This window comes from Arthrobacter sp. JB02-1C (assembly GCF_057748045.1).
Genome location: NZ_CM173235.1, coordinates 574,307 through 586,689, shown reverse-complemented (window position 1 = coordinate 586,689; position 12,383 = coordinate 574,307). Strand labels below are relative to the sequence as shown.

The following is a 12,383-nucleotide window of genomic DNA, read 5'->3' as shown; positions in this document are numbered from 1 at the left end:
GCCCTACTCTTCGTGTCCTTGGTCGCCGCTCATTTGGTCTTCGGCCGGGGGTGTCTCTCCCGGGGGCACCCCACCGCCCGGTTCCAGTCCAGTGATTTTGCCGCTGAGCGGATCGGGGTTCGCCGAGGCGGCCGGATCGGCCCCGTCCCCGTGCTGCTTCGGCTCCTCCGGACGCTTGGTGCCGCCCGCGGGCCGGGGCGGGTCCGGGTTGGCCGGGTCGTTTTCGGGATGGTAGGTGCTCATGGCGGTGCCCTCCGTAACTCGCAAACGCGGAACGAACCATCAGCATACGCCGGGGCCGCGCGGACTGGCGTGTCGCGGAGGGCTCCGCTTTAGGCTGAACGGACAACGTTGTCCCACGCCGAGGAGAGCCTGATGAGAATTGCAGTGACCGGAGGAAGCGGAAAGCTGGGCAGGAGTGTGGTGCGGCGGCTTCGTGATGACGGCCATCAGGTCACCAGCCTGGACCAGGCGGGGGAGCGCGGCCCCGGATTCACCAGGGTGGACCTGAGGAACTACGGACAGGTTCTCGACGTCATCCTCGGCCTGGATGACCGGCACGCGGGGTTCGACGCGATCGTCCACCTGGGCGCGATTCCGGCACCCGGCCTTGCCCCGGACGCGGCGACGTTCGAAAACAACATGCAGGCCACCTACAACGTGTTTCAGGCCGCGCGCCGTGCCGGTATCAAGAAGGTCGTCTACGCCTCAAGTGAAACGGTGCTGGGACTCCCGTTCGACGTCGACCCGCCGTACCTTCCGGTGGACGAGGAGTACCCCGCACGGCCGGAGAGCACCTACTCGCTCGTCAAGCACCTCGAAGAGCAGATGGCGGCCCAGCTCACCCGTTGGGATCCCGCCCTGAGCATCACCGCACTGCGGTTCTCGAACGTGATGGACCCCGAGGACTACGAGCAGTTCCCGTCGTTCGACGCCGATGCCCGGGCGCGCAAGTGGAACCTGTGGGCCTATATCGACGGCCGCGACGGGGCCCAGGCCGTGGCGCGCGCCCTGGAGCAGGGGCGCCCGGGCTTTGAAGCCTTCATTATTGCCGCCGCGGACACGGTGATGAGCCGGCCCAGCAGTGACCTGGCCGCCGAAGTCTTTCCCAGCGTCACCGTGGTCAAGGACCTGGGCGAGCACGAGACGCTGCTGTCGATCGACAAGGCCATGCGGGTCCTGGGGTACGCGCCGGAGCACAGTTGGCGCAACTTCCATTCACTGCGCACCACCCCGACCGAGGACTGACGCGGGACGGCTTTCGGGCAAACGCCGGAGCGTGCCTGAACGGACTTAGCCGACCTCACGGCGCAGCGGCACCGGGGCTTCGGACCCCTGATGGCTGGACCAGATATCGCCGATCTCCTCGGTGGACTGTTCCACAATCCGGCGCATCGCAACATGCGCGGCGTCCGTGTCACCGCGCTGGATGGCGCTGGCGACGTCCACGTGCAGCTGGAGCGCCTCGTGCTGCGGCAGCTGGGGCATCAGGCCGTGCTCGGTCCGGCCGGTCAGGACCTCCGCGACCAGATTGTGGAGCTGCGAAAACATCGGGTTGTCGGAGGCCTGCAGCACGGCGGCATGGAACTCGATGTCCAGCCGCAGGAACTCATCCCGGTCCCCCCGCTGGCCGGCCGCCCACAGCCGGGCGGCCTGCGAGACCAGGTCGCTGGCTGCGTCCAAAGACGCGCGTTCGGCCGCCAGCCGTGCGGCCTGCGGCTCGACGGCGCCGCGAAGCTCGTTCAGGGCGCGCAGCTGGTCGACCCGTCGGGATGAGGCGAGGCGCCAGCGGATCACCTGCGGGTCGTAGAGGTTCCAGGATTCCTCCGGCTGCACCACGGTCCCAAGCCGGCGGCGCGATTCCAGCATGCCCATCGAAGAGAGCACCCGGGTCGCCTCGCGCACCACGGACCGCGATACGCCGTGCTGGGCTTCGAGTTCGTCCAGCCGGAGGATCGAGTGCGGCGCCAGGTCCCCCTCGGCGATCGCGAGCCCCAGGGTCTGGACAAGCGCGGAGTGCAGGTCAGCCGAAGACTCCGCCTTTGGGGTTTGCATAAATAAATCATACGGACGAGCGCAAGGGGGTTGTATATGTCTGCTTTATTTCTCTAAGATCGCTCCAGAGCAGATGTAACGATGCATCGGCAGACGGCTGGGGATGAACCGGCCCTGAAGGCAAGGGAGTCGTAATGAAGCGGCGTTCAATTGTGAAGTACGCGGCCGTAGCGGCGGCGCTGTCGCTCGGCGTCACCGCGTGTGGCGGCGGCAGCGGCAGCGGCGATGCCAAGTCATCCGGCACGGTCCGGGTCACGCTGGCGAACCACGTGTGGACCGACGGCATCAAGGCCGCCATCCCGGAGTTTGAAAAGTCCACCGGCCTCAAGGTCGAGCTCACGCAGCTTGGCGAGGACCAGCTGTCCGACCAGTACAACGTCAAGCTCAACGCGGGCAGCGATGAGATCGACGTGATGATGTACCGCCCGCTCCAGGAGGGCAAGGCGTTCGCAAAGAACGGCTACCTGGCCGACCTGACGTCCAAGGTGTCCGCGGACTCCAACTGGGACTGGAAGGACTACCAGGACGGCCCCGTCAAGGCCAGCACCGTGGACGGGAAGGTGGTCGGCGTCCCGATCATCACCGAGCGCGAAGTCCTCTACTACCGCAAGGACCTGCTGGAGGCGGCCGGCCTCCAGGTCCCGAAGACCATGGATGAGCTCGAGGCTGCCGCCAAGAAGATCTCCGCGTCCAACCCGGACACCGCCGGCTTCGTGGCACGCACCGGCAAGTCCGCCGCGGTCACCCAGTTCTCCAGCTTCCTGTACAGCTTCGGCGGCGACTTCACCGACGCCAGCGGCAAGTCCGCCGTCGGCAGCGACGCAGCGAAGAAGGCCTACTCCTTCTACGGCGGCCTGATCAAGAACTACGGCCCCAAGAACGTCAGCACGGACATGAGCTGGCCCGAGGCGATGGCCATCTTCACCCAGGGCAAGTCAGCCTTCTACACCGAGGCCGACTCGCTCTACAAGAACGCCACCGACCCGGCCAAGTCCAAGGTCTCCGACAAGGTCGGCTTCGCCGCCCTGCCCGCAGGGCCGGCCGGTTCCAAGCCGTACAACATCCCGTCGTGGGGCCTGGCCGTCAACAAGGCGTCCAACAACCAGGACAACGCCTGGAAGTTCATCCAGTGGGCCACCAGCAAGGACCGCACCCTCGCCGCACAGAAGGCCGGCGTTCCCGGACCGCGTGCCTCCGTCTGGGCTGACCCGGCCGGTACCTCCACCTACCCGAAGGACCTGGCCGAGGCCATCGCCGCCAGCGCCAAGACCGGCGTCGGCCACGACCGTCCCGAGGTTGTCACCGTCGGCAAGGCCCGCGAGATCGTCGGCGCCCCGATCGTTGCCACCATCACCGGGGCCGACACGTCGGCCGCCGCGGACTCGGCAAACGATGCCTTCCAGAAGTTCCTGGACAGCGAAAAGAAATAACGCCCCGGCGCACCGCGCCTGAGGCAACCGCACCACCGCCCGGCGGGACGGCCCACACGCCGTCCCGCCGCGGCAGCTCTTCACTTCACCCCCAACTCTTTAGGTGAACCATGTCTGTACTGAACAACTCCCGCGGCGCCAGCACCGGGGACGCCTCCCGGACCGCCGGCCGCGGCGCGCCCCGCACGCCCGGCAGCCGGAAGACTTTTTCCGCCTGGGCCAACCGGCACCGCAAATGGCTCTTCGCCGCCCCGGCCATGATTTTCGTCGGCGTCCTGATCGTCTTCCCGCTGGCCTGGACGCTCTACCTGAGCCTGACCGACTCGCAGGGCTCGGTCCGCGCCGCGTCTGAATTCATCGGCCTGGAGAATTACCTGACCGTGCTTTCCGACGTCGAACGGTTCTGGCCTGCCGTCGGCCGCACGCTGACCTTCACCGGCGTCGCACTGGTCTGCGAAGTTGTTCTGGGCATGGGCATCGCCCTGCTGCTCTGGCGCCCCTTCCGCGGCGAAAAATGGGTCCGCGTCGCCATCCTGCTGCCGCTGGTCGCCACCCCCGTGGCCGTCGGCATGATGTGGCGGCTGATCTTCGACCCGAACATCGGCTTCGTCAACCAGCTGCTCGGCATGATCGGCATTCCGCCGCAGCCGTGGCTCTCCGGCCAGGACACCGCCCTGGGCACGACCATCTTCATGGACATCTGGCAGTGGACTCCGATGGTGGTGCTGATCCTGCTGGCCGGCCTGACCTCACTCTCGGAGGAACCGGACGAGGCGGCCCGGATGGACGGCGCCAACGCGTTCCAGCGCTTCTTCTTCATCACCCTGCCGCTGATGATGCCCACCGTGATTGTGGCCATCCTGCTGCGCGGCATCGACGCCCTGAAGACCTTCGACATCCTCTACGCCACCAAGGGCAAGGGCGGCGGATCCTTCCACGAGGTGGAAACCCTCAACGTCTACGCCTACGGCCTGAGCTTTGACTACAACCAGTACGGGCTGTCCTCCGCGGTGCTGATCCTGTTCTTCATGCTCATCATCATCACCATGTGGCTGCTGACCATGCGCAAGAAAGCGGGAAGCAAATGACCGTCCTGAACGAAAACACTGAAAACACTGCATCCCGGACCGCCGCCCCGGCGGCGGCACCGCGCCGGCGCAAGCCGCTGGCGGTCCGCGCCTACAAGGTATTCCGGGTCGTGGCACTGATCGCGGTGGTTCTCTTCCTGGTGGCCCCGCTGTTCTGGATGCTCCTGGCTTCCTTCAAGACCAACGTGGACATCTACGACACGGCAAAATCGTTCGTCTTCACCCCCACGGGCGAGAACTACGCGAACGTGCTGCAGCGGAACAACTACTTCGTCTTCATCTTCAACAGCTTCTGGGTGGCCTTCGCGTCCACCGTGCTCTCGCTGGTCCTCGGCGTCCCCGCGGCGTACGCGATGAGCCGGTTCACCATGCACCGCTCGGCCCTGGTGGTCCTGATGGCCCGCGTCATCCCCGGCGTCTCGCTCCTGGTGCCCTGGTACTACGTCTTCTCCAACCTGAAGATGGTCGGCGGCTTCGAAGTGCTGATCCTCAGCCACATGTTTGTGGCGTTGCCGCTGATCGTCTACATCATGATGAGCTACTTCGATTCCATGCCGCTCGAACTTGAGGAATCGGCCCAGGTGGACGGCCTCACCCCGATCGGCGCGTTCCGGCGCATCACGCTGCCCCTGTCCGTCGCCGGCATTGCCACCGCCGGGATCCTGTCCTTCATCTTCTCGTGGAACAACTTCATGTTCGCCCTGGTGCTCTCCGGGTCCAAGACCAAGACCCTTCCGGTCGCGATCTTCGACTTCGTCTCCTACGCCAGCATCGACTGGGGCGGGCTGATGGCGGCGGCCACCGTGGTCACCATCCCGATCATGATCATTGCGCTCTTCACGCAGAAGTACATCGTTTCCGGCCTCACCGCCGGCGCCACCAAGGGCTAGGCCACCGATGACACGCATCAGCAGGATTGAAACCTTCCTGGTCGCCCCGCGCTGGCTCTTCGTCCGGATCGAAACCGAGAGCGGGATCGTCGGCTGGGGCGAGGCCAGCTGCGAGGGCCGCAGCGAAACCGTGCGCACCGCCGTCGACCAGCTCTCCGAGCTGCTGATCGGCAACGACGCGCTGCGGATCGAGGACCACTGGCAGGTCATGACCAAGGGCTCCTTCTACCGCGGCGGGCCCATCCTGGCCAGTGCCGTCTCCGGCCTGGACCAGGCCCTGTGGGACATCGCCGGCAAACACTTCAACACCCCCGTGCACCAGCTCCTGGGCGGCCACGTCCGTGACCGGATCCGGATGTACGGCTGGGTGGGCGGCGACGAACCCAACGAGGTGGCGGACCAGATCAGCGCGCAGCTGGAAGTCGGACTCACCGCGGTGAAGATGAACGCCAGCGGCCGGATGAGCCCGATCGCCTCGGTGGCAGAGCTCGACGGCGTCGTCCGCCGGGTCGCCGCCGCCCGCGAGGTCCTCGGGGAGCACCGCGACGTCGCCGTCGACTTCCATGGACGCTTCAGCCTGGCCAACGCCCGGCGCGTGGCGCCGTTGCTGGAGCCGTACCGGCCGTTCTTCCTCGAGGAACCAGTGGTCCCGGAAAACACCCACCTGCTGCGGGAGTTCACCTCCTCGACCACGACGCCGGTCTCCACCGGCGAGCGGCTCTACAGCCGGCAGGAGTTCCTGCCGGCGCTGCAGGCCGGCATCGCCGTGGCACAGCCGGACCTCTCGCACGCCGGCGGCATCACCGAGGTCCGCAAGATCGCCTCGCTGGCCGAAATCTACGAGGTGCAACTGGCTCCGCACTGCCCGCTCGGCCCGCTGGCGCTGGCCGCCTGCCTGCAGGTGGGTTTCGCGACGCCCAACTTCCTGATCCAGGAACAAAGCATCGGCATCCACTACAACCAGGGCGCCGAGGTGCTGGACTACGTGCTGGACAAGACCCCGTTGAAGTTTGTCGACGGGCACATTGAGCGGCTCACCGGCCCCGGTCTCGGCATCGAGATCGACGAGGCCGTGGTCCGTGCCGCGGACAAGCGCGGCCACGCCTGGCGCGGCCCCGTCTGGCGGCACCCCGACGGCGCTTTCGCAGAATGGTGAACGACATGACAGCCGAACTGGCCCCCGCCTTGACTCCCGAAGAGCTGCTCGCCGGCATCCGCCGGACCCGCCTCGTGGCGATCGTACGCGGCACCGACGGCGGCGCCGCCGCCAGGGCCGCGCTCGCGGCCATGGAGGAAGGGTTCCGCTACGTCGAAATCGCCCTGACCACCCCGGACGCGCTGGCGGCGATCCGCACCGTACGGGCCGCGGCGCCGGACGGCTGCCTGGTGGGCGCCGGCACCGTCCTGACGGAGGCCGATGTGGCCGCCGTGGCCGCCGCCGGTGCCCAGTTCACGGTGACACCCTCACTCGCGGCGTCGATCCAGGAATCCGCCCGGCTTGGGCTCCCGGTCCTCGCCGGGGCGCTGACCCCGAGCGAGGCCTACGAGGCGATGAACCGCGGCGCCACCGCCGTCAAGCTCTTCCCCGCATCGATCGGCGGCCCCGGGTACCTTAAAGCGCTCCGGGACCCCTTCCCCGGCATTCCCTTCATCGCGGTGGGCGGCGTCGGCCTCGACGGCGCCGCCGGCTACTGGGACGCCGGCGCTGTCGCCGTCGGGCTCGGCGGACCGCTCTTCGGCGACGCCGGGTCCGGCGGCGGACTCGACCGGATGCGGGAGCGCGCCCGGGCCTTCCTCGGCCTCGCCGCCGACTACGAGCGGCGGAGCGCCGCACAGCCGCTGCGGTGAGCGTGGACCTGCTCACGCTCGGCGAGGCCATGGTCTCGCTGCGGTCCGCGGGGCCGCTGTCCGCCGGCGGCAGCCTCAGCATGCACGTGGCAGGGGCGGAGTCCAACGTCGCCGTCGGTGTCGCCCGGCTGGGCCACAGCGTGGGCTGGGCCGGCGTGGTCGGCGCGGACCCGCACGGGGAGTTCATCCTGCGCCAGTTGCGGGCGGAGGGCATCGCGGTACAGCACCGGGTAACGACGGACCGCCCCACCGGAGTCATGTTCCTCGAACGCCGCACGGCCGACGTCAGCCGCGCCTACTATTACCGGGCCGGTTCCGCCGGCTCGGCACTGTGCCGTGAGGACGTGGACCGGGCTTTTGCCGCCGCGCCCAAGGCATTGCACCTGACCGGCATCACGGCAGCGCTGGGCCCGGACGCCCGCCGCGCCGTCGAGTACGCGGCCGAGCGCGGCGCCGCCGAAGGCGTTTCAGTGTCCCTGGACGTCAACTACCGCAGCAAGCTGTGGTCCCGGAAGGAGGCCCGCGCAGTCCTCACCCCGCTTGCCCGGCACGCCGCTGTCCTGATCGCGTCCGACGATGAGCTCGATCTCGTCGCCGGCGGCGCGGCGGACGGCACGGACGGCCCGGAGGCAGCCGAGCTGGCCATGGCCGCCGAACTGCTGGACGGGGGCGTCCGCGAGGTCGTGGTCAAGCGCGGCGCGGCCGGGGCAGGGGTGCACACTGCCGGGGGCCGCTGGGAAGCCCCCGCCGTCGCCGTGACCAGTATCGACACCGTCGGTGCCGGGGATGCCTTCACCGCCGGCTACCTCTCCGCGTTGCTCGACGGCGGCGACGTCGCCGCGCGGCTGCGGCGAGGCACCCTCGCCGGCGCCTTCGCGGTCAGCACCGCAGGCGACTGCGAGGGCCTGCCCAGTGCCGCCGAACTGACCCTGCTGGGTGCCGCCTTGGACGGAAGCACCCAGCGTTAAGCACCACCCCCGTCTCCGAACCCGGACCCGGATCCGACCGACAGAAAGCTGGAACAGCTGTGAAGATTATTGCCGCTGAGGTCTTTGTGACCAGTCCGTCCCGTAATTTCGTGACGTTGCGGATTACTACCGATGATGGCGTGACCGGGATCGGGGATGCGACGTTGAACGGCCGTGAGCTGGCGGTGGCGGCGTATCTGAAGGAGCATGTGGCGCAGCTGCTGATCGGGAAGGACCCGCACCGGATCGAGGACACCTGGCAGTTCCTGTACCGGTCCTCGTATTGGCGCCGGGGCCCGGTGACGATGGCCGCGATCGCGGCGGTGGACATGGCGTTGTGGGATATCAAGGGCAAGGTCGCAGGGTTGCCGGTGTACCAGTTGCTCGGTGGTGCGTCGCGGAACGGGTTGCGGGCGTACGGGCACGCGTCGGGCTCGGATCTGGAGTCGTTGTTCGATTCGGTCCGGGAGCACCTGGAGCTGGGGTATAAGTCGATCCGGATCCAGACCGCGATTCCGGGAATCAAGGCCGTGTACGGGGTCGCGGCGCAGGCGCAGGCGTCGGGGGAGCGGTATGACTATGAGCCGGCCGGGCGGGGGGCGTTTCCGCAGGAGGAGGACTGGGATACGAGGGCGTATCTGCGGCACCTGCCGTCGGTGTTTGAGGCGGTCCGGAACGAGTTCGGTCCGGAGCTGCCGCTGCTGCATGACGGGCACCACCGGATGACGCCGATCCAGGCCGCGAAGCTGGGCAAGGCGCTGGAGCCGTATGACTTGTTCTGGTTGGAGGACTGCACGCCGGCGGAGAACCAGGAGGCGTTGCGGCTGGTCCGCTCCCACACCACCACGCCGTTGGCGATCGGTGAGGTGTTTAACACGGTCTATGACTTCCAGGCCCTGATCAAGGAACAGCTGATCGACTACGTCCGGGCCGCGTCGACGCACTTTGGCGGGATCAGCCCGTTGAAGAAGGTGATGGACTATGCCGCGCAGTACCAGGTCAAGTCCGGGTTCCACGGCCCGACGGATATTTCCCCGGTCGGGTTCGCCGCGCAGCTGCACGTGGGCCTGGCGATTCACAACTACGGGATCCAGGAATACATGCAGCACTCGGCCGCGACGAACGAGGTCTTCGAGCAGTCCATGACCTTCACCGACGGGTACCTGCACCCGGGCGAGGCGCCGGGCATCGGGGTGGAATTCAACGAGGAAGCCGCCGCAGCCTACCCCTACCAGCAGGCCTACCTGCCCTACAACCGCCTCGTCGACGGAACGGTCCACGACTGGTAAGCCCGGCAGGGTTGCCGTCCGCGCGGCCGCTGACAGCGGCTGTGCGGACGGCCGCGGGTACAAAAAGGTCCCGGGCGGCGAGTCGATGCTCAGCCGCCCGGGACCTGGTCTTTGCGGGCCGACGCGGCCCAGGCCGCGGGGCGCGGGCCTAGTGGATGAGTTCCCGGGTGAGGCCGAACGGGACCTGGTCCGAGAGTGCCGCGGTGTAGTGGCCGGGCTTGTGCCGGGTCAGCAGGATGCCGTGCGTGCCCGCCGCCATGGCGACCTGTTGCAGCCCCAGGACTGCCTCGTTGAGGCGCTCATCCAGCAGCAGGCGGCTGTCGACCCGGATCTCAATGCACTCGCTAGCAGTCGTCATCGTACTGTCTTTCCTGGAAGTGATGCCGGGTGACCACCGGCGGCTGCCTCGAGGATAACGTCTGATTTAAACGTGAGTCAACTCACCACGCAGGGAGATTTTGCACGGCGTGCCGCCGGCGGCAGCCGCGGGGCCGGCACACGCCCTGAGGCGGCCGTGCGCCCAGCCAGGCGCGGTAAAGTTCACTGACTCAGTATTCAATTTCTCTGCGCAAAGGCGGACGCGGGCAATGGCTCAGGATCGATCGGGAACATCGTCCGGGTGGTGGCAGGTCTTCCACGACAAGTTTGTGGTCGAAGAGCGCTACCTAAGCGTGGAATCGCGGCGAAACCTGTACCGGACAGGCGTCGCCCTGATGGCCCTCGGCGCCGTGCTGTTCACCGTCATTCTGGTCAGCGTGCTGCAGCGCGACGGCCTCAGCGTCGTCGACGAACCGGTGCGATCCGGACTCGTTTCCCTGCGCAGCGAACCGGCCACGACCATCATGATCATCCTGGCCATCATCTTTGGCCCGATCGGCCTGCCGATCATCATCCTCGTGGTTACGGTGGCCTGGGGCCTGCTGGCCAAACACGCCTGGCGGCCGATGGTGCTGGCGGGGGGCATGCTGACCGGCGTCATCCTGGCGCAGATCATCGGCCGGAGCGTCGAACGGCACCGGCCGCCCGTGGACCTGATGCTCTTCGGCGCAGACACCACGTTCTCCTTTCCGTCCGGGCACGTCCTGGGGGCCTGCGACTTCCTCCTGATCACAGCCTTCCTGGTCTTCTCGCGGCGCAAGAACCCGAAGGCGGCCGTCGCGGGCTTCCTGCTGGCCGGCGTCGGCATCTTTTTCGCGGCGGTGAGCCGGCTGTACCTGGGGTACCACTGGACCACCGACGCGCTGGCGTCGCTTTCGTTGTCCTTCGTGATTCTCGGTGCCGTGATCCTCCTGGACACCTGGCGGACAGTGCGGATTCCCGGGGAACAGGTCACCGGCAAGCTATCCAAACAGGAGACCGGCGCCGAGTAGGCCCTCCGGCTATGGCTGGCGGCGCCGCTTAAGTTCGGCGCGGAGTTTGGCATTTGCGGCCTCCAACTCCAGCACCTTGGCCACGCCGGCCAGGTTCAGCCCCTCCTCGAGGAGTTCGGCGATCCGCCGCAGCACGGCCAGGTCTGCGTTGCTGTACTGCCGCGTCCCTCCGGCGGTGCGGTCCGGCGTCAGCAGCCCCTTCCGCTCGTAAAGCCTGATGTTCTGCTGACCCGTCCCCACCAGGTCGGCCACTACCGAAATCGCGTAGAGGCCCAGCTTCTGGCCGTCTTCCGTCACGGTGCTCCCCGCTGTCGTCCGTCCTGCCGGGGCCGTGCTCCATGGCATCGGCCCGGTATTTCTCTTGCATCAGTCTCGCACTGGTGCTATAAAAAATCTATATCCACCACCATAGATAACAGAGCGGTGGATACGGAAAGAGAATCTCAAGACTCAGGTGTGAAGGAGTGGGAAATGATGTTGATGCGTACGGACCCGTTCCGTGAACTGGACCGGTTGACCCAGCAGGTTTTCGGAACAGCGGCAAGGCCCGCCACCATGCCGATGGATGCCTGGCAGGAGGACGGCGAGTTCGTCGTCGCCTTCGACCTGCCCGGTGTCAGCGTTGACTCGGTGGACCTCGACATCGAGCGCAACGTCCTCACTGTCAAGGCGGAGCGGCGGGAGCCGACGCAGCCCAACGTAGAGCTGATTGCGTCCGAACGGCCGCGCGGCGTTTTCAGCCGCCAGCTCATTCTGGGCGACACGCTCGACACCGAGAAGGTCAAGGCGACCTACGCCGACGGGGTGCTGACCCTCCGCATCCCCGTGCTGGAGCGGGCGAAGCCACGGAAAATTGAAATTACCCACAGCCAGGAGCAGATGCAGGAAATCGGGAAGTAGCCCGCGGGGGTTGCCGCACGAAGTGAAGGCAGCACGGGATCCGGTGCGGCCGGCCGGCGTGGAAGCGGCTGGCAGCACCGGATCCCACCCGCGCCGCCAGCAGCCACGCCAGCAGGGGGAAGTGATGAACCGCGATCCACAGGGCTTTTACGCTGCGCTGCAGGTCACGCCGGACGCCACACCGGCGGAGATCCAGCGCTCCTTCCGTGCCCTGATGCGGCGCCACCACCCTGATCTTGACGCGTCCGCCGACGGCGTGCCGGGTGCATCCGCCGGCGGCGTCCCGGACGGGGAGGCGGTGGGGCGCATCCTCGAGTCCTTCGCGGTGCTCAGGAATCCGCAGTCGCGTGCGGCCTACGACCCGGCTTTGGCGCATCGCCAGCCCGGGCCCGCCGCGGCCGTGGGACGGGACATCCCGGTTCGGCTGCACCGCGGCCGGCAGCCGGTTCTGCGCGTGACCCCGGTCCGCTGGGAGCGCGGCCCGGAGTGAGGCAGCCCGGTGCGCGCCCTGAGCGGAGTTCACAGTGAAGCAGGAAGAGAAAGAG

General features: G+C 67.5%; 15 protein-coding genes. 11 read left to right on the top strand and 4 right to left on the bottom strand.

The annotated features are described in order from the left end of the window. Window positions 1–3: 3 nt before the first annotated feature. Complete coding sequence (locus AC3ANP_RS02800) at window positions 4–243, bottom strand: DUF6480 family protein (protein WP_488331838.1); 240 nt, start codon at window positions 241–243, stop codon at window positions 4–6. Window positions 244–375: 132 nt separating this feature from the next. Here AC3ANP_RS02800 and AC3ANP_RS02795 point away from each other — a divergent pair, with 132 nt between their 5' ends. Continuing rightward, window positions 376–1,248: an NAD-dependent epimerase/dehydratase family protein gene (locus tag AC3ANP_RS02795; protein ID WP_488331837.1), complete on the top strand. Its 873-nt coding sequence runs from the start codon at window positions 376–378 to the stop codon at window positions 1,246–1,248. A 45-nt stretch (window positions 1,249–1,293) separates the two neighbouring features. Here AC3ANP_RS02795 and AC3ANP_RS02790 read toward each other — a convergent pair whose 3' ends face one another. Beyond that, window positions 1,294–2,055 (bottom strand): FadR/GntR family transcriptional regulator, encoded by a 762-nt coding sequence (locus tag AC3ANP_RS02790; protein WP_488331836.1) that lies wholly within the window; start codon window positions 2,053–2,055, stop codon window positions 1,294–1,296. Between the two features lie 134 nt (window positions 2,056–2,189). Between AC3ANP_RS02790 and AC3ANP_RS02785 the strand changes: the two genes are divergently transcribed. The 7 genes from AC3ANP_RS02785 (at window position 2,190) to manD (ending at window position 9,568) form a co-directional block, all read left to right on the top strand. Next, on the top strand, window positions 2,190–3,485 hold the full coding sequence (locus tag AC3ANP_RS02785) for an ABC transporter substrate-binding protein (protein WP_488331835.1): 1,296 nt from the start codon (window positions 2,190–2,192) through the stop codon (window positions 3,483–3,485). Window positions 3,486–3,595: 110 nt separating this feature from the next. Then, window positions 3,596–4,573, top strand: coding sequence for a carbohydrate ABC transporter permease (locus tag AC3ANP_RS02780; protein WP_488331834.1), 978 nt, complete (start codon window positions 3,596–3,598; stop codon window positions 4,571–4,573). Continuing rightward, window positions 4,570–5,463 carry a carbohydrate ABC transporter permease gene (locus AC3ANP_RS02775; RefSeq protein ID WP_488331833.1) on the top strand — a complete coding sequence of 298 codons (894 nt, stop codon included), beginning with the start codon at window positions 4,570–4,572 and terminating at the stop codon, window positions 5,461–5,463. Before AC3ANP_RS02780 ends, AC3ANP_RS02775 begins: the two co-directional genes overlap by 4 nt. Window positions 5,464–5,470: 7 nt before the next feature. After that, window positions 5,471–6,619, top strand: a complete 1,149-nt coding sequence (gene dgoD, locus AC3ANP_RS02770; RefSeq protein ID WP_488331832.1) for a galactonate dehydratase — start codon at window positions 5,471–5,473, stop codon at window positions 6,617–6,619. A gap of 5 nt (window positions 6,620–6,624) precedes the next feature. Then, the gene (locus AC3ANP_RS02765; RefSeq protein ID WP_488331831.1) at window positions 6,625–7,311 is read left to right on the top strand and encodes a bifunctional 4-hydroxy-2-oxoglutarate aldolase/2-dehydro-3-deoxy-phosphogluconate aldolase; all 687 of its coding nucleotides are present in this window, start codon (window positions 6,625–6,627) and stop codon (window positions 7,309–7,311) included. Continuing rightward, window positions 7,308–8,279: a sugar kinase gene (locus tag AC3ANP_RS02760; protein ID WP_488331830.1), complete on the top strand. Its 972-nt coding sequence runs from the start codon at window positions 7,308–7,310 to the stop codon at window positions 8,277–8,279. Before AC3ANP_RS02765 ends, AC3ANP_RS02760 begins: the two co-directional genes overlap by 4 nt. Window positions 8,280–8,338: 59 nt before the next feature. Next, window positions 8,339–9,568, top strand: a complete 1,230-nt coding sequence (manD, locus tag AC3ANP_RS02755; protein WP_488331829.1) for a D-mannonate dehydratase ManD — start codon at window positions 8,339–8,341, stop codon at window positions 9,566–9,568. Between the two features lie 148 nt (window positions 9,569–9,716). Here manD and AC3ANP_RS02750 read toward each other — a convergent pair whose 3' ends face one another. Next, window positions 9,717–9,926 carry a hypothetical protein gene (locus tag AC3ANP_RS02750; RefSeq protein WP_488331828.1) on the bottom strand — a complete coding sequence of 70 codons (210 nt, stop codon included), beginning with the start codon at window positions 9,924–9,926 and terminating at the stop codon, window positions 9,717–9,719. Between the two features lie 229 nt (window positions 9,927–10,155). Here AC3ANP_RS02750 and AC3ANP_RS02745 point away from each other — a divergent pair, with 229 nt between their 5' ends. Then, entirely contained in the window at window positions 10,156–10,938 is a 783-nt protein-coding gene (locus AC3ANP_RS02745) for a phosphatase PAP2 family protein (protein WP_488331827.1), read from the top strand. Between the two features lie 9 nt (window positions 10,939–10,947). Here AC3ANP_RS02745 and AC3ANP_RS02740 read toward each other — a convergent pair whose 3' ends face one another. After that, window positions 10,948–11,235 (bottom strand): MerR family transcriptional regulator, encoded by a 288-nt coding sequence (locus AC3ANP_RS02740; RefSeq protein WP_488331826.1) that lies wholly within the window; start codon window positions 11,233–11,235, stop codon window positions 10,948–10,950. A 177-nt stretch (window positions 11,236–11,412) separates the two neighbouring features. Between AC3ANP_RS02740 and AC3ANP_RS02735 the strand changes: the two genes are divergently transcribed. Together AC3ANP_RS02735 and AC3ANP_RS02730 are read left to right on the top strand one after the other, a co-directional pair. Continuing rightward, window positions 11,413–11,838, top strand: a complete 426-nt coding sequence (locus tag AC3ANP_RS02735; protein WP_488333130.1) for an Hsp20/alpha crystallin family protein — start codon at window positions 11,413–11,415, stop codon at window positions 11,836–11,838. Between the two features lie 124 nt (window positions 11,839–11,962). Further along, window positions 11,963–12,328: a J domain-containing protein gene (locus AC3ANP_RS02730; RefSeq protein ID WP_488331825.1), complete on the top strand. Its 366-nt coding sequence runs from the start codon at window positions 11,963–11,965 to the stop codon at window positions 12,326–12,328. Window positions 12,329–12,383: the final 55 nt, after the last annotated feature.

What these genes read in the sequence shown, in the direction of transcription:
- AC3ANP_RS02785 (WP_488331835.1), top strand. Translation starts at nt 2,190, where the DNA reads ATGAAGCGGCGTTCAATTGTGAAGTACGCGGCCGTAGCGGCGGCGCTG.
- AC3ANP_RS02730 (WP_488331825.1), top strand. Translation starts at nt 11,963, where the DNA reads ATGAACCGCGATCCACAGGGCTTTTACGCTGCGCTGCAGGTCACGCCG.
- AC3ANP_RS02745 (WP_488331827.1), top strand. Translation starts at nt 10,156, where the DNA reads ATGGCTCAGGATCGATCGGGAACATCGTCCGGGTGGTGGCAGGTCTTC.
- AC3ANP_RS02800 (WP_488331838.1), bottom strand. Translation starts at nt 243, where the DNA reads ATGAGCACCTACCATCCCGAAAACGACCCGGCCAACCCGGACCCGCCC.
- dgoD (WP_488331832.1), top strand. Translation starts at nt 5,471, where the DNA reads ATGACACGCATCAGCAGGATTGAAACCTTCCTGGTCGCCCCGCGCTGG.
- AC3ANP_RS02795 (WP_488331837.1), top strand. Translation starts at nt 376, where the DNA reads ATGAGAATTGCAGTGACCGGAGGAAGCGGAAAGCTGGGCAGGAGTGTG.
- AC3ANP_RS02765 (WP_488331831.1), top strand. Translation starts at nt 6,625, where the DNA reads ATGACAGCCGAACTGGCCCCCGCCTTGACTCCCGAAGAGCTGCTCGCC.
- AC3ANP_RS02775 (WP_488331833.1), top strand. Translation starts at nt 4,570, where the DNA reads ATGACCGTCCTGAACGAAAACACTGAAAACACTGCATCCCGGACCGCC.
- AC3ANP_RS02780 (WP_488331834.1), top strand. Translation starts at nt 3,596, where the DNA reads ATGTCTGTACTGAACAACTCCCGCGGCGCCAGCACCGGGGACGCCTCC.
- AC3ANP_RS02790 (WP_488331836.1), bottom strand. Translation starts at nt 2,055, where the DNA reads ATGCAAACCCCAAAGGCGGAGTCTTCGGCTGACCTGCACTCCGCGCTT.
- AC3ANP_RS02750 (WP_488331828.1), bottom strand. Translation starts at nt 9,926, where the DNA reads ATGACGACTGCTAGCGAGTGCATTGAGATCCGGGTCGACAGCCGCCTG.
- AC3ANP_RS02735 (WP_488333130.1), top strand. Translation starts at nt 11,413, where the DNA reads ATGTTGATGCGTACGGACCCGTTCCGTGAACTGGACCGGTTGACCCAG.